General features: G+C 60.3%; 19 protein-coding genes. 11 read left to right on the top strand and 8 right to left on the bottom strand.

The window, feature by feature from the left end; genetic code table 11:
- Positions 1-23 precede the first annotated feature (23 nt).
- Positions 24-782, bottom strand: a complete 759-nt coding sequence (locus BK667_RS23215; RefSeq protein ID WP_123514445.1) for a methyltransferase domain-containing protein — start codon at positions 780-782, stop codon at positions 24-26.
- A gap of 65 nt (positions 783-847) precedes the next feature.
- On the opposite strand from BK667_RS23215, the gene gloB reads away from it, so the two are divergent.
- From gloB to fabI, 8 genes are all read left to right on the top strand, one after another.
- Positions 848-1,615: a hydroxyacylglutathione hydrolase gene (gene gloB, locus BK667_RS23210; RefSeq protein WP_123514466.1), complete on the top strand. Its 768-nt coding sequence runs from the start codon at positions 848-850 to the stop codon at positions 1,613-1,615.
- Positions 1,616-1,714: 99 nt separating this feature from the next.
- Entirely contained in the window at positions 1,715-3,175 is a 1,461-nt protein-coding gene (locus BK667_RS23205; protein ID WP_123599039.1) for a transglycosylase SLT domain-containing protein, read from the top strand.
- 292 nt (positions 3,176-3,467) lie between these two features.
- Positions 3,468-5,276, top strand: a complete 1,809-nt coding sequence (locus tag BK667_RS23200) for an extracellular solute-binding protein (protein ID WP_375539185.1) — start codon at positions 3,468-3,470, stop codon at positions 5,274-5,276.
- Positions 5,273-7,114 carry an extracellular solute-binding protein gene (locus BK667_RS23195; protein ID WP_123514449.1) on the top strand — a complete coding sequence of 614 codons (1,842 nt, stop codon included), beginning with the start codon at positions 5,273-5,275 and terminating at the stop codon, positions 7,112-7,114. The genes BK667_RS23200 and BK667_RS23195 overlap by 4 nt, the downstream gene beginning before the upstream one ends.
- A 4-nt stretch (positions 7,115-7,118) precedes the next feature.
- Positions 7,119-8,192, top strand: a complete 1,074-nt coding sequence (locus BK667_RS23190; protein ID WP_123514450.1) for a microcin C ABC transporter permease YejB — start codon at positions 7,119-7,121, stop codon at positions 8,190-8,192.
- 1 nt (position 8,193) lies between these two features.
- Positions 8,194-9,213 (top strand): ABC transporter permease, encoded by a 1,020-nt coding sequence (locus BK667_RS23185; protein WP_123514451.1) that lies wholly within the window; start codon positions 8,194-8,196, stop codon positions 9,211-9,213.
- 1 nt (position 9,214) lies between these two features.
- A complete protein-coding gene (locus BK667_RS23180; protein WP_123599037.1) occupies positions 9,215-10,825 on the top strand; it encodes an ABC transporter ATP-binding protein in 1,611 nt (536 codons plus the stop codon).
- Between the two features lie 21 nt (positions 10,826-10,846).
- Positions 10,847-11,641 (top strand): enoyl-ACP reductase FabI, encoded by a 795-nt coding sequence (fabI, locus tag BK667_RS23175; RefSeq protein WP_121733857.1) that lies wholly within the window; start codon positions 10,847-10,849, stop codon positions 11,639-11,641.
- 77 nt (positions 11,642-11,718) lie between these two features.
- On the opposite strand, the gene BK667_RS23170 is transcribed toward fabI, so the two are convergent.
- The gene (locus BK667_RS23170; RefSeq protein ID WP_185058268.1) at positions 11,719-12,930 is read right to left on the bottom strand and encodes a hypothetical protein; all 1,212 of its coding nucleotides are present in this window, start codon (positions 12,928-12,930) and stop codon (positions 11,719-11,721) included.
- Between the two features lie 136 nt (positions 12,931-13,066).
- Positions 13,067-13,927 carry a LysR family transcriptional regulator gene (locus tag BK667_RS23165; RefSeq protein WP_123599035.1) on the bottom strand — a complete coding sequence of 287 codons (861 nt, stop codon included), beginning with the start codon at positions 13,925-13,927 and terminating at the stop codon, positions 13,067-13,069.
- Between the two features lie 113 nt (positions 13,928-14,040).
- Between BK667_RS23165 and BK667_RS23160 the strand changes: the two genes are divergently transcribed.
- A complete protein-coding gene (locus BK667_RS23160) occupies positions 14,041-14,466 on the top strand; it encodes a VOC family protein (RefSeq protein ID WP_123514456.1) in 426 nt (141 codons plus the stop codon).
- Positions 14,463-15,749: an amidase gene (locus tag BK667_RS23155; RefSeq protein ID WP_123599034.1), complete on the top strand. Its 1,287-nt coding sequence runs from the start codon at positions 14,463-14,465 to the stop codon at positions 15,747-15,749. The genes BK667_RS23160 and BK667_RS23155 overlap by 4 nt, the downstream gene beginning before the upstream one ends.
- On the opposite strand, the gene BK667_RS23150 is transcribed toward BK667_RS23155, so the two are convergent.
- From BK667_RS23150 to BK667_RS23125, 5 genes are all read right to left on the bottom strand, one after another.
- The gene (locus BK667_RS23150) at positions 15,696-16,304 is read right to left on the bottom strand and encodes a GGDEF domain-containing protein (protein WP_123599033.1); all 609 of its coding nucleotides are present in this window, start codon (positions 16,302-16,304) and stop codon (positions 15,696-15,698) included. The genes BK667_RS23155 and BK667_RS23150 overlap by 54 nt on opposite strands.
- Before the next feature lie 74 nt (positions 16,305-16,378).
- Complete coding sequence (locus BK667_RS23145) at positions 16,379-16,960, bottom strand: hypothetical protein (protein ID WP_123599032.1); 582 nt, start codon at positions 16,958-16,960, stop codon at positions 16,379-16,381.
- Between the two features lies 1 nt (position 16,961).
- Positions 16,962-19,133, bottom strand: coding sequence for a xanthine dehydrogenase family protein molybdopterin-binding subunit (locus tag BK667_RS23140; RefSeq protein WP_123599031.1), 2,172 nt, complete (start codon positions 19,131-19,133; stop codon positions 16,962-16,964).
- Between the two features lie 9 nt (positions 19,134-19,142).
- Positions 19,143-19,598, bottom strand: a complete 456-nt coding sequence (locus tag BK667_RS23135) for a (2Fe-2S)-binding protein (RefSeq protein WP_123514461.1) — start codon at positions 19,596-19,598, stop codon at positions 19,143-19,145.
- A gap of 372 nt (positions 19,599-19,970) precedes the next feature.
- A complete protein-coding gene (locus BK667_RS23125) occupies positions 19,971-20,816 on the bottom strand; it encodes an oxidoreductase (protein ID WP_123599030.1) in 846 nt (281 codons plus the stop codon).
- 111 nt (positions 20,817-20,927) lie between these two features.
- Between BK667_RS23125 and BK667_RS23120 the strand changes: the two genes are divergently transcribed.
- The gene (locus BK667_RS23120) at positions 20,928-21,854 is read left to right on the top strand and encodes a LysR family transcriptional regulator (protein WP_123599029.1); all 927 of its coding nucleotides are present in this window, start codon (positions 20,928-20,930) and stop codon (positions 21,852-21,854) included.
- Positions 21,855-21,934 lie beyond the last annotated feature (80 nt).

Genomic DNA, 21,934 nt, shown 5'->3' with positions numbered 1-21,934 from the left:
CCGGCCGGGAAAATAAAGAGTGTTTACGGCTCGATATGGCGACGATTGACCTTGGCCATCGGCAACGGAATCAGCTTGCCCATCGGCTCGCGTCGTTCCTGACGCACGGGGCGCAGGCCGACCACGATCTTGCGCGCCACCAATAAATAGAAGCCGCCGCCCGACAGTTGCCAGTCACCGGCCTTGCGTTCCCAACCCGCCAGACGGCTCTGCCATTTGGGCGACGCAAGCGGCGGACGATAGCACCCGAAGCGGCGTTTCTCCAGCGCGAAGCCGAGCAGGTTCAGCCAGTCGCCGACCCGTGACGGCGAAATGCACCGGGCCTTGCGCAAGGCGTCGTGAGCGAACACATGCCGCAGGCCCCAACTGCTCCAGGGATTGATGCCGATGATCAGCAAATGCCCGCCGGGCCGCACGCTGCTCGCCGCTTCCCTCAGCAAACCGTGGGGCGACAGGCAGAAATCCAGCCCATGCTGCAACACCACCACGTCGGCGGCATGCTCGCTCAAGGGCCAGGCCTGTTCTTCGCAGACGATTTCGACCCCGGGCAAGGGTGCACCGAGTCGTACGTTGCGTTGCACTTGCGGCGCCGACGGCGGTGTTTCGGCCGATGGACCGTAGTGCACCAGGTAGCCGCCGAAGAACCGGCCCAACTCGTCTTCGAGCATGCGCCGTTCTTCGTCCAGCAGAAATTGCCCGATCGGGCCGGACAGCCATTCACGGGCGGCGCTGATCAATGTCAGCCACTCAGGATCGGCCTGAGCGAACGCTTTATCGGTCATTGCATTCTCCAAAGCGCCAGGAAGTTCTAAGATGCGCCATTGTTTTCCGCTTGGCGAATCCGACGATGATACAGATCAGTGCCCTGCCCGCCTTCACCGACAACTACATCTGGTTGTTACAGGACCACCGCACCCAACGCTGCGCCGTGGTCGATCCGGGAGACGCTGCCCCCGTACAAGCCTGGCTGGCGGCGCATCCGGGCTGGGTGCTCAGCGATATTCTGATCACTCACCATCATCATGACCACGTCGGCGGCGTCGAGCAGCTGAAAAATGCGACAGACGCGAAAGTCTACGGCCCGGCCAGCGAAACCATTCCGGCGCGGGACGTCGCGCTCAAGGACAACGACCGCATCAACGTGCTTGGCTTGGAATTTGATGTCTACGCCGTGCCCGGCCACACCCTTGGGCATATTGCCTTTTATCACCATGGCTTGCTGTTTTGCGGCGACACCTTGTTTGCCGCCGGTTGCGGGCGCCTGTTCGAAGGCACCCCGGAGCAGATGCACACCTCGCTGACGCGCCTGGCGTCGTTGCCCGAGGACACGCTGGTTTACTGCACCCACGAATACACCCTGAGCAACCTGAAATTCGCCGCAGCGGTGGAACCGGGCAATCCGGACACTGCCGCACGTCTGGAAAAAGTCACCGCGCAGCGTGAAGCCGGAATCATGACGCTGCCCTCTACGCTGGCGCTTGAAAAGCTGACCAACCCGTTTTTGCGTGTCGACGAAACATCCGTTAAAGAAAAAGTGGACGAACGGAATGGAACCCAAAACCGGGGTCCGAGTGCGGTCTTTGCTGCCTTGCGGGCTTGGAAAGATAAGTTCTAAGCTGGCTACCTATTGGTACAAAAATTCTGAATGGTTGACCGCGAGGGGTACGCTTTCTAGAATCGCCCGACATTTTTGCCCGGAACTCACTTCCAGCCAATGTCGTCATCTATTCGTAAAGCCATCAATTCAGACGCATTGACCCGCTTGGCTCAAGCCATTGCGGTGGCTGTGTCCGCCACTTTGGCGGGCTGTTCAAGCCATGTGCCGCAGACCGAAGCGACACACACTCCGAATATCGCCGCGCGAGCCAAGCAGAAACCCATCTGGCTCAGCGAAAAACCAACACCGCAAGTACCACAGGACGTCTGGGAGCGCATGCGCCAAGGCTTCCAGCTCCAGGACAACCTGGGCGTCAACCCGCGCATCGAGCAACAACGACTGTGGTTCGCCAGCAACCCGTCCTTCCTCGAAAATGCCGGCGAACGTGGCAGCCTGTACATTCACTACATCATCGAACGCCTTGAAGAACGCAACATGCCGCTGGAGCTGGCGCTGCTGCCAGTGATTGAAAGCGCCTACAACCCGATGGCCTATTCCCGGGCCGACGCGGTGGGTCTTTGGCAATTCATTCCTTCCACCGGACGTTACTACAACCTGCGTCAAACCCGTTTCTATGATGGCCGTCGCGACATCACCGCCTCGACCACCGCGGCCATGGACTACCTGACCCGCTTGCACGACATGTTCAACGGTGACTGGTTGCTGGCCCTCGCCGCCTATAACGCGGGTGAAGGCACGGTCAGCCGCGCCATCGAGCGCAACGAGAAGCTCGGCCTGCCGACCGACTACTGGAACCTGCCGCTGCCAGCCGAAACCCAGGCCTACGTGCCGAAGTTGCTGGCCCTGTCGCAAGTGGTACTGGCGCCGGAAGCCTACGGCGTGAACCTCAACCCGATCGCCAACGAACCGTACTTCCAGGTCGTCGAAATCAACCAGCGCATGGACCTGTCCAAGGTTGCCGCGGTGGCCAATATCGACGAAGACGAACTGTTCCAGCTCAACCCGGCGTTCAAGCAGCGCACCACCATCGACGGTCCCCAGCATTTGCTGGTGCCGACGTCCAAGGCGCAACTGCTGACTGCCAGCCTGTCGACCATGCGCCCCGAGGAACTGATCAGTCAGCGTTCCCTCAAGCCGGTGTTCGAAGGCGCTGACGATAACGAAATCGCCAAACTCAAGCGCGCCTACCGGGTGAAACGTGGCGATAACCTCGCCGCTATCGCCAAGGCCAACAAGGTCGATGTCAAGGATCTGCAACGCTGGAACAAGATGACCGGCAAGAACCTCAAAGTCGGCCAGACGCTGGTCATGCAGGACAAAACACCTGCCAAGCGCAGTGGCGGTCGCGTCAACACCGTCGTGGCGTCGAACAGCAAGTCCAGCGGCAAGGCAACCAGCAAAACGCAGCAAACTCAGTACAAGGTCCAGCAAGGCGACTCGCTGTACATGGTGGCCAAGCGTTTCAACGTTGAGATGCAGCATCTCAAGCGCTGGAACCCACGGGTTGGCCAGGCGCTGAAGCCGGGTCAGATGCTGACCGTTTCTTCGCCACGCTAAAAAGAGCCCCTGAAATTCAGGGGCTTTTTTTTGCCTGTAACCCCAGGGTTGTCACAGGTCCCATGTGGGAGCGAGCCTGCTCGCGAAGACGGTGGCACAGTCAACAGTAATATCGCCTGACACACCGCTTTCGCGAGCAGGCTCGCTCCCACAAGTTCTGCGGCGCACCCGCAATTAACAGCGCATTAAGCCCCTGTCTTTTTCCTGTCGATACAAGCTGTTACTGTACGGCCCACAAAGCCCAAGCCGCCTGGATCGGATCCCTGACTTGAAGCGTCCCCTCCTCCTTCTCCTGATCAGCCTGGCCTTGAGCCCCTGCGCAAGCGCGACGATCAGCGAAAGCCATGGTTATGCGCAGTTCGGCACGCTCAAGTACCCGGCCAGATTTACCCACTTCGACTGGGTCAACCCGCAAGCGCCCAAGGGCGGTACGTTGCGGGTGATGGCGTTTGGCACCTTCGATACGCTCAATCCGTACACCTTCAAGGGCACCAGCCCGGTGACCACGGCGAATTTCCTGCAATACGGCATCAACGAGCTCAACGAACCGCTGATGGTCGGTACCGGCCAGTACGCGCCGTCGGGCGATGAGCCGACTTCAAGTTATGGCCTGATCGCCCAATCGGTGGAGTACAGCGAGGACCGCAGCTGGGTGGTGTTCAACCTGCGCCCCGAAGCGCGGTTCCACGATGGCACGCCGATCACCGCCTACGACGTGGCGTTTTCCTACCGTTTGCTGCTCAAGGAAGGCCATCCGCAGTACCGCACCAACCTTCAGGAAGTGCTGAGGGTCGACATTCTCAACCCGCAACGCATTCGTTTTGTGTTCAAGCGCGCCGGCAATCCTTTGCTGATCCTGCGCTTGGGCGAGATGCCGGTGCTGCCCCAGCATTACTGGAAAGGTCGCGACTTCAAAGCCACCACCTTCGAGCCGCCGCTGGGCAGCGGGCCGTATCGCATCACTTCGGTGCAACCGGGGCGGCAGCTGGTCTTCGAACGGGTCAAGGATTACTGGGGCAAGGACCTGGCGGTCAATCGCGGCAAGTACAACTTCGATCGCATGGAAGTCGAGTTCTACCGTGACAGCGACGTGGCCTTCGAAGCCTTCAAGGCCGGCGAGTTCGACATCTACATCGAGCACCAGGCGAAGAACTGGGACAACGGTTACAACTTTCCGGCGGTGCGGCGCGGCGATGTGATCAAGGCGCAGATCCCGCACCAGATTCCGACCCAGAGCCAGGGCCTGTTCATGAACACCCGGCGCCCGACCTTTGCCGAGGTCAAGGTGCGCGAAGCGCTGGGGCTGATGTTCGATTTCGAGTGGACCAACCGCACGCTGTTCAGCGGCGCCTACAAACGCGCCATGAGTTACTACCCCAACAGTGAGTTCGCCGCCACCGGGCTGCCGGTCGGACACGAATGGCTGACGCTCAAGCCTTATCGCGAGCAGTTACCCGCCAAGCTCTTCACCGAGCCCTTCAGCCTGCCGCAGACCGAAGGCCGCGGCATTCCACGGGAAACCCTGCGCAAGGCCCTGAGCCTGCTCAACGAGGCCGGCTGGAAGCTCAATGGCCAGCGGGTGCAGAACGCCAACGGCCAACCGCTGCGTTTCGAGATCCTGCTGGTCAATCCCAACCTGGAGCGCATCCTCCAGCCCTACGTCGAGAACCTTGCCAGCATCGGCATCGACGCGCGGCTGCGCACGGTGGATCGCGCCCAGTACAAACAACGCCTGGATCAGTTCGATTTCGACATGATCCTGATGACCCTCAACCAGACCCTTAGCCCGGGCCTGGAGCAATGGCAGTACTTTCATTCCAGCCAGGTCGGGGTCAAGGGCAGCAAGAATTACGCCGGCATCGCCAACCCGGTGGTCGATCATTTGCTCGAACAATTGCTCGCCGCCCAGACCCGCGATGAACAGGTCGCCGCCGGCAAAGCCCTCGACCGGGTGCTGTTGTGGCAGCACTACAGCATTCCCAACTGGTACCTCAATTATCATCGCCTGGCCTACCGCAACCGGTTCGCCTTTGTCACGACGCCGCCCTACACCCTGGGCTTGAGCGCGTGGTGGCTGAAATCCGCGGAGAAAGTTCAATGAAACCCGTACGCGCCCTGCTCTTGCAGGCCAGCGGTCTGTTATTCGCCGGGCTGGCCTGCGCCGCCCCGCAACATGCCTTGACCCTGTATAACGAGCCGCCGAAATACCCGGCCGATTTCAAGCATTTCGACTACGTCAACCCGGACGCGCCCAAGGGCGGAATCTTCCGCCAGGCCGGTTTCGGCGGCTTCGACAGCCTCAACCCGTTCATCAGCAAAGGCGTGCCGGCCGATGATGTCGGGATGATCTACGACACCCTGGCCAAACAGGGTCTGGATGAACCATTCACCGAATACGGCCTGATCGCCGGCAAGATCGAGAAAGCCCCGGACAACAGCTGGGTGCGTTTCTACCTGCGTCCTGAAGCACGTTTCCACGACGGCCACCCGGTGCGCGCCGAAGACGTGGTGTTCAGTTTCCAGACCCTGATCAAGGACGGCGCCCCGCTCTATCGCGGCTATTACAGCGATGTCGAGGATGTGGTCGCCGAAGACCCGCTGACAGTGCTGTTCAAGTTCAAGCACAGCAACAACCGCGAACTGCCGTTGATCCTCGGCCAGTTGCCGGTGCTGCCAAAACACTGGTGGGCCACCCGGGATTTCAACAAGGGCAACCTGGAAATCCCGCTGGGCAGCGGCCCTTATCGGGTCAGCGAAGTGAAGGCCGGGCGCTCGGTGCGCTATGAACGGGTCAAGGATTACTGGGGCAAGGACCTGCCGGCCAACCGTGGTTTCTACAACTTCGACGTGATGACCACCGATTATTACCGCGACAACACCGTCGCCCTGGAAGCGCTCAAGGCCGGGCAGTTTGATTACTGGCTGGAGATGACCGCGAAGAACTGGGCCAACGCCTACAACATCCCGGCCGTGACCGAGGGGCGGTTGATCAAGGAACAGATCCCCAACGGCAACCCGACCGGCATGCAAGGCTTCGTCTTCAACCTGCGCCACCCAGTGTTCCAGGACATCCGCGTGCGTCAGGCCCTGACGTTGCTGCTGGACTTTGAATGGACCAACAAGCAACTGTTCAACGGCGCCTATGCGCGCACCCGCAGTTATTTCGAAAACTCGGAAATGGCCGCCACCGGCCTGCCGGACGCCGATCAACTGGCGATCCTCGACCCGTTCCGCAGCAAACTTCCGGCCGAAGTGTTCAGCGAGGCGTTCCAGAACCCGACGACCGACGCCAGCGGCATGATCCGCACCCAGCAGCGCAAGGCCTATCAACTGCTGCAAGAGGCCGGGTGGCGGATCGTCGATGACAAAATGGTCGATGCCACCGGCAAACCGGTGACCATCGAATTCCTGCTGGCCCAGACCGAATTCGAACGGGTGCTGTTGCCGTTCAAGCGCAACCTCAGTGATCTCGGGATCGACCTGGTGATCCGCCGGGTTGACGTCTCGCAATACATCAACCGCGTGCGCTCCCGGGACTTCGACATGATCGTCGGCAGCTTCCCGCAGTCCAACTCGCCGGGCAACGAACAGCGCGAGTTCTGGATGTCCGCCGCCGCCGACAAACCCGGCAGCCGCAATTCCATGGGCTTGAAAGACCCGGTGGTGGACCAATTGGTCGAAGGCCTGATCAACGCCGAATCGCGTAAAAGCCTGGTGGCCCACGCCCGGGCACTGGACCGCGTGCTGCAATGGGGCTATTACGTGATCCCCAACTGGCACATCAAGACCTGGCGCGTGGCCTACTGGAATCACATCGGCCATCCAAAAATTTCACCCAAGTACGATGTCGGCATTGCCACCTGGTGGGTCAAGCCTGACGCGAAACCGGCGGTAGAAGTCGAAACCAAACTGCAAGCCGACCCTGCGGGCACGGAGTAATCAGATGCTGGCGTATATTTTTCGGCGACTGCTGCTGATCATCCCGACCTTGTTCGGCATTTTGCTGATCAACTTCGTGATCATCCAGGCCGCCCCCGGTGGCCCGGTGGAGCAGATGATCGCCAAGCTCGAAGGCTTTGAAGGCGCCACCAGCCGCATCGCCGGTGGCGGTGCCGAAGTCTCGGTGGCCGGCTCCGCCTATCGCGGCGCCCAGGGCCTGGACCCGGCGCTGGTCAAGGAAATCGAGCACATGTACGGCTTCGACAAATCGGCGCCGGAACGCTTGTGGATCATGGTCAAGAACTACGCGACCCTGGATTTCGGCGACAGCTTCTTCCGCGACGCCAAGGTCATCGACCTGATCAAGGAAAAGATGCCGGTGTCGATCTCCCTCGGCCTGTGGAGCACGCTGATCATGTACCTGGTGTCGATCCCGCTGGGGATCGCCAAGGCCACGCGACACGGCAGCCACTTCGACGTCTGGACCAGTTCGCTGATTATCGTCGGCTACGCGATCCCGGCGTTCCTGTTTGCCATTTTGCTGATTGTGCTGTTTGCCGGCGGCAGCTATTTGGACTGGTTCCCGCTACGGGGCCTGACCTCGAATAACTTCGCCGAGCTGAGCATGGGCGGCAAGGTTCTCGATTACTTCTGGCACCTGGCGCTGCCGGTGACGGCGCTGGTGATCGGCAACTTCGCGACCATGACCCTGCTGACCAAAAACAGCTTCCTCGATGAAATCAACAAGCAGTACGTGGTGACCGCCAAAGCCAAGGGCCTGACCAATCACCGCGTGCTCTACGGTCATGTGTTCCGCAACGCGATGCTGCTGGTGATCGCCGGATTCCCGTCGGCGTTTATCGGGATCTTCTTTACCGGCTCGCTGTTAGTGGAAGTGATTTTCTCCCTCGACGGCCTCGGCCTGATGAGTTTTGAAGCGGCGATCAACCGCGATTACCCGGTGGTGTTCGGCACGCTGTTTATCTTCACGTTATTGGGGCTGGTGGTGAAACTGATCGGCGACCTCACCTACACCCTGGTCGATCCGCGCATCGACTTCGAACACCGGGAGCATTGAGATGAGCCTGTCCCCCCTCAATCGCCGCCGCTTCGAACTGTTCAAGGCCAACAAGCGTGGCTGGTGGTCGCTGTGGCTGTTCCTGATCCTGTTTGGCGCCAGCCTCGGCGCCGAACTGATCGCCAACGACAAGCCGCTGGTGGTGCATTACGACAACGGCTGGTACTTCCCGGCACTCAAGCGCTACCCGGAAACCACCTTCGGCGGCGAATTCCCGCTGGAAGCCAACTACAAGAGCCCGTACATCCGCGAATTACTCAAGGCCAAGGACGCCTGGATTCTGTGGGCGCCGATCCCCTACAGCTACCAGAGCATCAACTACGACCTGAAAGTCCCGGCCCCGGCGCCACCGTCGGCGGACAACCTGCTGGGCACCGACGATCAGGGCCGCGACGTGCTGGCCCGGGTGATCTACGGTTTCCGGATTTCGGTGCTGTTTGCCCTGACGCTGACCATTCTCAGCTCGATCATCGGCGTGATTGCCGGCGCCCTGCAGGGGTTCTATGGCGGCTGGGTCGATCTGGCCGGGCAGCGTTTCCTCGAAATCTGGTCCGGATTGCCGGTGCTGTACTTGCTGATAATCCTCGCCAGTTTCGTCCAGCCGAACTTCTGGTGGCTGCTGGGGATCATGCTGCTGTTCTCGTGGATGAGCCTGGTGGACGTGGTGCGCGCCGAGTTCCTGCGTGGCCGCAACCTTGAATACGTGCGCGCGGCCCGGGCGCTGGGGATGCAAAATGGCGCGATCATGTTCCGCCACATTTTGCCCAACGCCATGGTCTCGACCATGACCTTTATGCCGTTCATCCTGACCGGCGCCATCGGCACGCTGACGGCGTTGGATTTCCTGGGCTTCGGTTTGCCGGCGGGCAGTCCGTCCCTGGGTGAACTGGTGGCCCAGGGCAAATCCAACCTGCAAGCGCCGTGGCTGGGCATGAGCGCGTTTGCCGTGCTGGCGTTGATGTTGAGTTTGCTGGTGTTTATCGGCGAGTCCGCTCGCGATGCCTTCGACCCGAGGAAGTGAAATGAATCAGGACAATCTGATCGAAGTGCGCGACCTCGCCGTCGAATTCGTCGTCGGCGAGCGCGTGCAGCGGGTGGTCGAAGGCGTGAGCTTCGATATCAAGCGCGGCGAAACCCTGGCATTGGTCGGTGAAAGCGGCTCCGGCAAATCGGTGACCGCCCACTCGATTCTGCGCCTGCTGCCCTACCCGCTGGCCCGGCACCCGTCCGGCACCATCGAGTATTCCGGGCAAGACTTGCTAAGGCTGAAAGAGAAAACCATCCGCCACATCCGCGGCAACCGGATCGCGATGATTTTCCAGGAGCCGATGACCTCGCTCAATCCGCTGCACTCGATCGAGAAGCAGATCAACGAGATCCTGGGCATCCACAAGGGCCTGACCGGTAAAGTCGCGACCAAGCGCACCCTGGAGTTGCTGGAGATGGTCGGCATTCCCGAGCCGCACAAGCGGCTGAAGGCGTTGCCTCATGAACTGTCCGGCGGCCAACGGCAGCGGGTGATGATTGCGATGGCCCTGGCCAACGAGCCGGAACTGCTGATTGCCGACGAACCGACCACCGCGCTGGACGTGACCGTTCAGCTGAAAATCCTCGATTTGCTCAAGGAACTTCAAGCCCGATTGGGCATGTCGCTGCTACTGATCAGTCACGATTTGAACCTGGTGCGAAGAATTGCGCATCGCGTATGTGTCATGCAGCGCGGTTGCATCGTCGAACAGGCATCGTGCGAAGAGTTGTTCCGCGCGCCGCAGCATCCGTACACTCGGGAACTGCTGGCAGCGGAGCCCAGCGGCAAGCCTGCGACCAACGTTATTGGCCCGCCATTGCTGCAAGTCGAGGACCTGAAAGTCTGGTTCCCGATCAAGAAAGGCTTCTTGAAAACCACGGTGGATTACATCAAAGCAGTGGACGGAATCAATTTCAGCCTGCCTCAAGGTCAGACTTTGGGGATTGTGGGAGAAAGCGGTTCCGGCAAATCGACGCTGGGTTTGGCGATTTTGCGGCTGATCGGTAGCAAGGGCGGCATCCGTTTTGAAGGCAAGCAGCTAGACTGCCTGACGCAAGGCGAAGTTCGGCCGTTACGCCGGGAGATGCAGGTGGTGTTCCAGGACCCCTTCGGTAGCCTGAGCCCACGGATGTGCGTGAGCCAGATCGTCGGCGAAGGCCTGCGGATCCACAAGATGGGCACCGAGGCGCAGCAGGAACAAGCGATTATTGCGGCATTAAAGGAGGTAGGCCTGGACCCGGAAACCCGGAACCGCTACCCCCACGAATTTTCCGGCGGGCAACGGCAGAGAATCGCCATTGCCCGGGCATTAGTGCTAAAACCGGCGTTAATCTTGCTGGACGAGCCGACTTCGGCCCTCGACCGGACAGTGCAACGCCAAGTGGTGGAGCTTTTGCGTTCACTGCAAACCAAGTACAACCTGACGTATCTGTTTATCAGCCATGACCTGGCTGTCGTCAAAGCGCTGAGCCACCAGTTGATGGTGGTCAAGCATGGCCAAGTGGTCGAACAGGGAGACGCGCAAAGTATTTTTGCCGCCCCCCAACATCCGTATACACAGCAGTTGCTGGAAGCCGCTTTCCTGGCACCAGCCACTGCGCAATAACCTGAAAGAGAGGAGCAACACATGGGTTTTCTCGCCGGTAAGCGCGTACTGATCGTCGGTGTCGCCAGCAAGCTGTCCATCGCATCCGGCATCGCTGCCGCCATGCATCGCGAGGGCGCTGAGCTTGCCTTCACTTATCAGAACGACAAACTGAAAGGTCGTGTTGAAGAATTCGCACAAGGCTGGGGCTCGAGCCCTGAGCTGTGCTTCCCGTGCGACGTGGCCAGCGATGAAGAAATCGCCAAGGTCTTCGAAGAATTGAGCAAAAAGTGGGATGGCCTGGACGTGATCGTTCACTCCGTCGGCTTCGCACCGGGCGACCAACTGGACGGCGACTTCACCGAAGCCACCACCCGCGAAGGTTTCCGCATCGCTCACGACATCAGCGCCTACAGCTTCGTGGCCCTGGCCAAGGCTGGCCGCGAAATGATGAAAGGCCGCAATGGCAGCCTGCTGACCCTGTCGTACCTGGGCGCCGAGCGCACCATGCCGAACTACAACGTGATGGGCATGGCCAAGGCTTCCCTGGAAGCGGGCGTCCGTTACCTGGCCGGCTCCCTGGGCCCGGACGGTACTCGCGTCAACGCCGTATCGGCTGGCCCGATCCGCACCCTCGCGGCTTCCGGCATCAAGAACTTCCGCAAAATGCTGGCCGCCAACGAAGCGCAAACCCCGCTGCGTCGTAACGTCACCATCGACGAAGTCGGCAACGCCGGCGCCTTCCTGTGCTCGGACCTGGCGTCCGGCATCAGCGGCGAAATCATGTACGTAGACGGTGGTTTCAACACCACTGCGATGGGCAATATCGAAGAGTGATCTTCGGTTAGCGCCTGAAAAAAACCCGCCGAGATTGGCGGGTTTTTTTTGCACTAATGAATATCGGTACAGAACAGTCAGCCGAGAACACCCACTATCAGCGGAGGCCGTGTATCCAGCGCGATAACAATTCGCTGACTGGCATTCAATACAATGGCGCCTCCCAACCGTCGGACCTGATTGTAAGTTCCAATACCCCTATTACCGAATGCCAGATCAAGGGCCCCTTTAGGCAGTAGGCGAAGCCAGAAAGCAGAAGTCTGACCTGCGGTCCCCGCCACGACGATTTTCTCATCCGACTGTACATTGACTGCATTGGACGAAACGTTATAGCCCGGCGAATCAGATGGAATATTAATCGTCAACAGTTCGCCACCATTAAAGTCTGGATCAAAGACCCCTTCCACTGTCACTCTTGCCATGGCCATTACAAAACCTTTTACCTGGCTTACATTACCCGCACAGATTATTTTGTCTTTATGAACAATCATTTTCTGCATATTTGAATAGCCCGCCTTCAACTCCCAGTAACCTGAATTGCCAAAGGTTACGTCCAAGTCTCCACTTGGAAGAAAACGGGCTACAGCCATATCCGCTGTATTATTACTTGCTCGGCTAATTTGACCGCCAACCAGAATTTTTTCGTCCGGTAAAACCGCCAAACTTGTTAATGATGAATTCTGGTCTTTAAACCGCACTTCGATAAATCCACGACCCTCACCAAAGCTTATATCCGCCTGGCCGTCAGCTAAAAGTCGACGAACCACGATGGCCCTGAAACCATCGCCAATCCTGTAGTACTGTTGAGCTAATAGAATCTTGCCATCGGCCTGAAGACATCCCGTCGGAAAACCCGAAGTAATGTTGCCCTCTGCAGGGAAAGGCAAAATCACATTACCGAAAATCAGGTCCGGACTACCGTTCGCGTTGAACCGCGTAATGGCTGCTTGCGACCTTTCTATTTCGGTTCTAACGGCACCGACAAGGAGGATTTTTCCATTGCCTGCTCGGAGTAACTGAGCGGGTATTGATTCCTTGCCAGGGTGAAACGCCCATCGTGTATAACCTCCCTGTCCAAATCCAGTATCAGGAATTCCGTCTGCCGACCCACGGCCTAATACACACTCTCCAGATTCCCAATAGGTATAAACAAAGCGGCCTCCATCAACTTCGACGACCCCTCTGAATGAGCCACTGAAACTAGGGATTGGATAAATACCGTTTAGCCCGAACTCAGGATCCAGATCACCCGGCGTTGCTGTGAGCGCTTGATCATTATGCGTTGACATTCTAAACATCCTTTTCAGTTTGCTTGTCCTGGCAACTATTGCTCTAATTGCGCATGTTCCACACCTGTCATAAATATCAGTTCTAGTACCATCACGAGCCAATTTTATGTCTTCAAGAGCCAACTACCGGTTGATTTCAGGTGGGCAGGAGGCACCGCGCAAACAACTGTTGAATCGGCTGCATCCGCTGGCTATAGCGCTGCAACAACACGATTTCCCGGTAAAACGTCAGGTCACCCAAGGCAATCACCCTGACCTTCGCCCCATACTCCACCCACAACCCCGCCTCCGGCAGCAGCGAAACCCCCAACCCGCACTCGACCATTTTCACAATGGCTTCCAGCTCATCCAGTTCCAGCGCCACCCGCACGTCAATCTGCTGCTCCCGCAGAAACCGCGTCACCAGACGCCCGCCGAACGAATTACGGTCGTAGCGCACGTGAGGATGCTCGGCGAGTATCTGTAACGGATCATCGCCTTCCAGCTCCGCCGGCACGATCAGCACAAACGGCTCCTTGCGAATGACCTGCGCCGACAATTCCTTGGGCAGTTCGAACGGCGGCTTGATCAGGATCGCCAGGTCCACTTCGCCGGTGTCGACCTGGCTCAACAAGTTCAGCGAAACGCCGGGCACCAGTTTCGCTTCCAGCAACGGTGCCTGCTGCCGCAGACGCAACAACGCCTGGGGCAGCAAACCGGTCTGCACCGTGGCCACGGCGCCGATCTTCAATTCGCCACGATACTCACTGACGTCATCACTGACCGCCATCCGCGCAAAGGTTTCCAGCATTTCCCTGGCCATCGGCAACGCCCGTTGCCCCGCCGCATTGAGCAGCGCCTGACGTCCGGTGCGGTCGAACAGGCGAATGCCCAAGGCCTGTTCCAGGTTGCGCATCTGCGCACTGACCGCCGATTGCGTGAGGCCGATGTGCATGCCGGCCGCCGCGAAGGTGCCGTAGCGGGTCACCGCGATAAAGGTCTTCAGTTCCCGAAGCATAAGCGCCGCCGATTGATCTAAATAATTTGAGCTCGACGCAAAAATTATCGTCTTTTAATCAAAAAGCACAGAGCTAAACTCAACTGCAACTTTTCATCGTTGAGGATGACCCGATGCAGCTCTCCCCTTTTCACCTCGCCATTCCGGTGTATGACCTGGCGGCCGCGCGCAGCTTTTATGGCGAAGTGTTCGGCCTGGAAGAAGGCCGTTCCAGCGACCATTGGGTGGATTTCAACTTTTTCGGCCATCAATTGGTGATTCACCTGGCGCCGAAAAACGCTTCGCAGGAAGCCGCGCACACCAACGCCGTGGATGGCCACAACGTGCCGGTGCCGCATTTTGGCGTGGTACTGGGGATGACAGAGTGGGAAGCGCTGGCGGAGCGTCTGCAAGGCCTGGGTACGCAGTTCGTGATTGAACCAGGCATTCGTTTCCAGGGCCTGGTGGGCGAGCAAGCCACGATGTTTCTTTTCGACCCCTGCGGCAATGCCCTGGAATTCAAGGCGTTCAAGGACATCAGCCAGTTGTTCGCCAAATGATCCGCCCTGCCCTGGACGCCAGCGCCATCAGTGAAGCGGTGAGGCATGGCGAGACAACGGTCGCCGAGGTTGCCGACGCCTTTCTGGAACGCATTGAAGCGCTGGAACCGGATGTGCACGCCTTCGCCTCGTTCAAACCACTGCAAGTGCGCCTGCAAGCCTCGTTAAATGAGGGCCGGGGCCTGCTCGCGGGTGTGCCGGTGGGCATCAAGGACATCCTCGACAGCGCCGACCATCCCACGCAGTTCTTTTCGCCGATCTACGCCGACCACCAACCGTCCCGGGACGCCCACGTGGTGACGCTGCTGCGCCAGGCCGGCGCGCTGATCATGGGCAAGACCCACACCACTGAATTTGCCTACATGCGCACCGGCCCAACTCGTAATCCCCATGACCTGGAGCGCACGCCGGGCAGCTCCAGCGCCGGTTCGGCAGCCGGGATGGCGGCGGATTTCTTTGCTGTGGCGTTGGGCACGCAGACCGCCGGATCGCTGCTGAAACCGGCGGCCTATTGCGGCCTGTTCGCGTTCAAGCCGTCGTTTGGGCTGGTGTCGCTGGAAGGGGTAAAACCCCTGGCGCCGAGTTTCGACACCGTGGGTTGGTACGGTCGCTCAGTGCGGGACCTGGGCCTGGTGGCGCGGGTGTTGATTCCGGGTTTCGAACTGCCTGAATCACAGCAGCGCCCACTGCACCTGGGCTTCTGCCGTACGCCGCGCTGGGATCAGGTACAACCCGAGGTGGCCGAAGCGCTGGAACAGGCCGTTGAACGGCTGCGCCACGCCGGCCATCAGGTCAGCGAACTAACACTGCCGGATGAATTCGCCGGGGTGTTCGACGATCACCTGATCATCAACGATTGCGAAGGTGCCCGCTCGCTGGCGAAAGAGTTTGAACAACACCGCAGCCTGTTGAGCCCTTCGATACTGGCGATGTTCGACCGCGCCGCAGCGACTACCTGGGATCAGGAAACCGCCGCCAAGGCCCGATTGGCAGCACTCGCACCGCGCCTGAACGAACTGTGCCAGCCCTTCGACGCGATCCTCGCCCCCAATTGCGCAATGCTCGCGCCCCTGGCGGTGGACAGCGCCGAAAACACCGGACCATCGGACTTCATCAAGTTCTGGGGTGCGTTCGGCTTGCCGCAGGTGAATATCCCGCTGCCACGGGCCGAAGGGCTGTTACCGATTGGATTGCAGATGATCGGCCGCTTCCGAACTGACGGTTCGCTGCTAAGAGTGGCCGAACGGGTGGCCGCTGAGCTGCTCACCGATCGCGGCCACTAGCCCTTCCGCGGACTGGTGCAGCGCTGGATGAAACTCGATCTGGCCGACACTGAAGCGAATGTCATACCCGCGATGCACCGTGGCGTTGCGCTCGTCGAGCATCTCTTCGAGCCGCGCCCGTATCGCCGGGATCTCCACGGCGTTGGCGCCGGTCAGCAACGCCGCGAGCTCATCGCTGCCCATGCGCCCGATCACATCGCTTTCGCGAAAGGCGATCCGCAGCACATCGGCGAAGGTCTTCAAGGCATCATCGCCTTCGGCGCGGCCGTACAGATAGTTGATGTGTTTGAAGTTATCGAGGTCGAAAAACAGCAAGGTCGCCGGTTTGCCCATTCGCAAGCAAGCGTCCAGACCCATTTGTGCCAAGGCCTGGAAGCCATGGCGATTGGGTAACAGGGTCAATTCGTCCATGCTCGCCACCTGCACCGCCGTCAGTTCCCGCTCGGCCTGGCGCGCCAGGTCGCGCAGCAATTCGCGCTCCTGCAGTGCAGTGTCCGGGCCGTGCGAGGTGTCTGCGCAAGTGCCCGGTTTGATCGGTTTGCCTGGAAGCAGCATGTGTCACTCCTGCGATGGGTATGTACGTTAGAGCCGCAGATACCCGGTTTGACTCCTTTTTAACCCGCCGTTGGTCAGATGCCCGCCACGGGACACGGACCTCCGGCCTGCGCCCAGAGCTTGAATTGCGTGACAAAGATGTCGTGCGGCACCGGCACCGGCGCCCGATTACCCCCCGGATTCCAGCCCCAGAGCACCAGTTTGTCGTCGCTGACGTGCTTGATCAGCGCGGCGAAATCCCGGTCGCCGTTGCTGGAGCGATCCTTGATCAGCGCGCAGAGCTTGTCGGCCGGCAGACCGATCCAGGCCATTTTGTGCGCGGCGGGCGGCAGGCTCCAATGTGGCGCACCCGGCGGTGCGTGGGAGCCGTAACTGGCCGGCGGATTGTTTTCCGCGTGGCAAGTGGCACAGGGCAAACCGGCGGCGCCCTTGCCGTCCATGCCGCGCACCACGTTCATTGCGTGCGGGGTGCCGGCGTCGAACTGCAACGGTGAATCGCCGGGGATGTGGCAGTTCTGACAGCGCGGGCTCTGGAAGACCTTTTGCACGGTACCGAAGGCTTCCAGCGCGGCCTGATTGTCCGCCGCGAACAGGTCCGAGGCGTATCCGCTCAGCCCCACCAGCACTACCGCTCCAAGGATCAAATGTCGTTTCATGTCACACCCCCGACAGTTGCAACGGCAGCTCGCGCAAGCGCTGCCCGGTCAGGGCGAACACCGCGTTGGCCACCGCTGGCGCCACGGGCGGTACACCGGCCTCGCCGATACCGCCGGGTTTGTCGGTGCTGGGCACGATGTGCACCTCAACCACCGGCATTTCGTTGAGCCGCAGCACCTGATAGTCGTGGTAATTGGACTGCACCACTTGGCCGTCCTTGAACGTGAGTTTGCTGCGCAGGGCAAAACCGAGGCCGAAGGTGACGCAGGATTCCATCTGCGCGGCGATGCTCTGCGGGTTGACCGCGATGCCGCAATCCACCGCACACACCACCCGGTGCACGCGAATTTTCAGGTTGTCCTCGGACACTTCGGCGACATGGGCGACGTAGCTGCCAAACGACTCATGCACCGCCACACCCAAGGCATGCCCGTCCGGCAGCGGCTCGTCCCAGTTGGCTTTTTCCACCGCCAGGTTCAACACGCCCAGATGTCGCGGATGCTCCTTGAGCAACGTTCGTCGATATTCCACCGGGTCCTTGCCCGCCGCTTCGGCCAGTTCGTCGATCAACGACTCCATGACAAACGCGTTGTGGCTGTGACCTACCGAACGCAGCCAGAGCACGCTGATGCCGGTCTTCGGCGAATGCAGTTCCACCTGATGATTCGCCAGTTTTTCAATGTAGGGACTGTCGGCCACACCTTCGACCGAAGTTTTGTCGACGCCGTCCTTGACCATGGTCGCCGCGAACGCCGTGCCGTCCATGATCGACTGCCCGACCATCACATGCTTCCAGGCCAGCGGCAGGCCGTCGGCATCCAGGCCGATGTTCGCTTGATGCAGGAACATCGAGCGGTAATAACCGCCGCGAATGTCGTCCTCACGGGACCACACGGTTTTCACCGGCATGCCGGCCGCCTTGGCCACCTCGACCGCTTCGGCGACAAAGTCAGAGGTCGGATTGGCTCGACGACCGAAACCGCCACCCAGGAATTCGGTGTGGATTTCCACCTGTTCAGGTTTGAGCCCGGTGATCTTGCCCGCGACCATTTGATCGAGGGTCTGGAACTGGGTGCCGGTCCAGATCTCGCATTTGTCCGCGGTGATTTTCACCGTGCAGTTGAGCGGCTCCATGGGCGCGTGGGCCAGGTACGGCACGCTGTATTCGACGTCGATGGTTTTCGCCGCTTTCTTCAAAGTGGCGGCGGTGTCCCCGGCCTGACTGGCCGGGATGCCGGGGGTGGCGGCGAGTTGGCGGAAGCTTTCCAGCAACTTCACGCTGTCGAGCCCGGTGTTCGGCCCCAGATCCCAGTCGATTTTCAGCGCATCGCGCCCCAGTTTGGCTGCCCAGTAATGGTCGGCAATCACCGCCACGCCCGTGGGCACTTGCACCACTTTGTGCACGCCTGGCACCGCCAGCGCCGCAGCGCCTTCAAAGGATTTGACGCTGCCACCGAACACCGGCGGGCGGGCGACCATGGCGGTCATCAGCCCGTCGAACTGCACATCCATGCCGAACTTGGCGCGGCCGGTAATTTTTTCCGGGGTGTCGAGGCGCGGGGTCGGTTTGCCGATAATCTTCCAGTCCTTGGCTTCCTTGAACTTGATAGAGGCCGGATCCGGCACCGGCAGCTTGCCGGCGTCATCCGCCAGTTCGCCGTAGGTCGCGCGCTGGTCACCGGCGATGACTACCCCCGGTTCGGTGCGAATCTCGGACGGGGCGACGTTGAAGCGTTTGGCCGCGGCGTCGATCAACATCAACCGCGCGGCGGCGCCGGCCTGGCGATAGCGGTCGAACTCCATCCAGGTCGAGGTCGAGCCACCGGTGATCTGCATGCCGCCAAACCCGGCCAAACCATAATCCTTGGCCGAGGCCGGGGAATGTTCGACGCGGATTTTCGACCAGTCGGCGTCCAGTTCTTCGGCAATCAGCATGGTCAGCCCGGTCCAGATGCCCTGGCCCATTTCCGAGTGGCCGAGCAGTATGGTGACGCTGTTGTCGTTGCCGATGCGCAGGAAGGCATTGGGTGCGAAGGCGTTGCCCTGGTTCTCGGCGCCCAGGGCAAAACGATGACCGCCGGGGATGACAAACGCCACCACCAGACCACCGCCGAGCACCGCGCTGCCCTTGAGAAAACCGCGACGTGATACGGGATTGATGCTGCTGTTCATGACATGCCCTCAACCGATCTCGGCGGCGCGTTTGACCGCCGCGCGGATCCTTGGATAGGTGCCGCAGCGGCAGATATTGCCGGAGAGCGCCTGGTCAATGTCGCTGTCGGTGGGCTTTGGGATCTTCGCCAGCAAGGCGGCGGCGGACATGATCTGCCCCGACTGACAGTAACCGCACTGCACCACGTCGAGTTCGGCCCAGGCTTGTTGCACCGGGTGCGAACCGTCGGTGGACAGGCCTTCGATGGTGAGGATTTTTTGCCCGTTGGCCACGGCGGTGGCCGGGGTAATGCAGGAACGCAGCGGCGCGCCGTCGACATGCACGGTGCAGGCACCGCACTGGGCCATGCCGCAACCGAACTTGGTCCCGGTCAGGTGCGCGACATCGCGCAGGACCCACAGCAGCGGCATGTCCGCGGGGACATCCAGCGTCTGGTCCTTGCCATTGATATTCAGGGTCAGCATGGCGGATCTTCCTCAGACTCACGGTGTTCTGAAGGGGGCGCATTACTGAGACCACCACACCCGTAGGAGCAAAGCTTGCTCGCGATGGCGTCGTGTCAGGCAGTGATGTGCTGATTGACACGGCGCCATCGCGAGCAAGCTTTGCTCCTACGGGGTCGGCGGATCTACGCGCGCCTCGGGTTATCCATACAGCTAAGCGCAGATTGACCGGGCGGCCAGCTTCTGCGACCGCCGGTCACAAAGGCCTGATGTGTTGATACCCCTGTAGGAGCGAAGCTTGCTCGCGAAGGCGTCGTATCAGTCGATATGTCTATCAACTGGAAGACCGCTTTCGCGAGCAAGCTTCGCTCCTACAGGGGTTATCGGTTGGGACTAGAAATCGGTGGACTCTGAGAGTGCTCGCCAGGTGTTGAGTTCGTCGGCGACAAACGCATTCTTGGCCTGGATGTAACGCACCGAATCCGTCCCCAGCGGCAAGCGCAGCGGTGGGTTGTCGGCCTCGACCAGGGTGATCATCGCCTGGGCCAGTTTCTCCGGGTCACCGGGCTGCTGCTGATTCACAGCCTTGGCCAGTTTGCGCACTTCGCCGGCAGTCGGGGCGTAGTCGGCAATGGTTTCAGGGGATTCGACCAAGGAGTTGGTATCGAGGAAGTCGGTGCGGAAATAGCCCGGCTCAACCACGGTCACTTTCACCCCCAGCGGCGCCAGTTCGCCGTGCAGGGCTTCGCTCAGGGCTTCGACGGCAAACTTGGTCGAGCAGTAAACGCCGTAGCCCGGTGCCGACTGAAAGCCGCCCACCGAAGAAATATTGATCACATGACCGCTATGGGCGGCACGCATGTACGGCAGCACCCCGCGAGTGACATTCAGCAGGCCGAAGACGTTGGTTTCGTACAGCCGCTTGATTTCATCACTGCTCGCCTCTTCCACCGCGCCGAGCAAACCGAAACCGGCGTTGTTGACCAGCACGTCGATGCGCCCGAAGTGTTCGATGGCTGCCTTGGCCACTGCGGCCCCCTGGGCTTCGTTGGTCACGTCGAGGGTGGCGGCCAGCAAACCCGGCTGATCGCCGAAGCGTTCAATCAACTTGCTCGCATCACGGGCGGTAGCGACCACGGCATCACCGTTGGCCAAAGCCGCCGCAACAATTTTTGCGCCAATGCCACGGGAAGCGCCAGTGACGAGCCAGACACGGTTGAAAGCGTTAGAAGTGCTCATGATCGATACCTTGTGGGGTTGGGATAGGCACAAAGGTACGCCGCAAGATTGGTCGGAAAAATGCCCTCGTGTTACAAGCACTATGAAACGCAGTTTCATAATGGGCTAAGCATGAACCACGACCCTTTCGACGGCTTGACCGAATTCCTGGCAGTAGCCGAGCACAAAAGCTTCACCCTCGCCGCCACCCGACTGGCCGTCACGCCCACGGCGGTGAGCCATGCGATCAAGCTGCTGGAGCGGCGCACCGGCGTGCTGCTGTTCCAGCGCACGACTCGCCGCGTGGCGTTGACCGAGGCCGGCGCCAGCCTGTTCACGCGTTTGCGTCCGGCGGCCAGTGAAATCGATGAAGCGCTGGCGGTGCTCAGCGGTTTTCGCGATCAACCGATGGGCACGCTGCGCATCACTGCGCCACGCTTGTCCGGCGCACTGTTGATCGAGCCGCTGATTCCGCTGTTTCGCCAGGCTCACCCACAAGTCACCCTGGATATTTCTCTGGACGACGCCACCGTGGACCTGATGGCGGGCGGTTTCGACGCCGGGATTCGCTTGGGTGAGTCCATCGAGAAAGACATGGTCGCCGTACGCCTGACGCCAGACCTGCAATGGTCGGTGGTGGGCTCCCCGGCGTATTTCGCCAAGGCCGGCGAACCGGCCAGCCCGGAAGAGTTGACCGGGCATGAATGCATCGGCTTTCGCTTTTCGACGTCGGGCAATGCCCATCGCTGGGAATTTCGCCGCGACAGTCGCGACTTTACCGTGGGTGTGGCCGGTGGCGTGATCGTCAACGACCGCAAGTTGCTGGTGGCTGCGGCCCGGGATGGCCTGGGCCTGGCGTACGCCTGTGATCTGGAGATTGCCGACGACTTGGCCGATGGACGCCTGCAACGGGTGCTGCAGCCGTTTGTGCCATTGAGTTCTGGGTTGTACCTGTACTTCCCCAGTCGCACCCAGACGCAACCGAAGTTGCGCGCCTTTATCGACATGGCGACCCGCTGGATCGCCGAACAGGGCGGCCTCGGCGCTAAACCCCTGTAGGAGCGAGGCTTGCCCGCGAAGGCGCTGTGTCAGCCTGCATTGATGTCGGCTGACACATCGCCTTCGCGGGCAAGCCTCGC

This window comes from Pseudomonas frederiksbergensis (assembly GCF_003732705.1).
In the GTDB taxonomy this organism is placed as follows: domain Bacteria; phylum Pseudomonadota; class Gammaproteobacteria; order Pseudomonadales; family Pseudomonadaceae; genus Aquipseudomonas; species Aquipseudomonas frederiksbergensis_F.
This window is presented reverse-complemented; position numbering and strand designations above follow the sequence as displayed.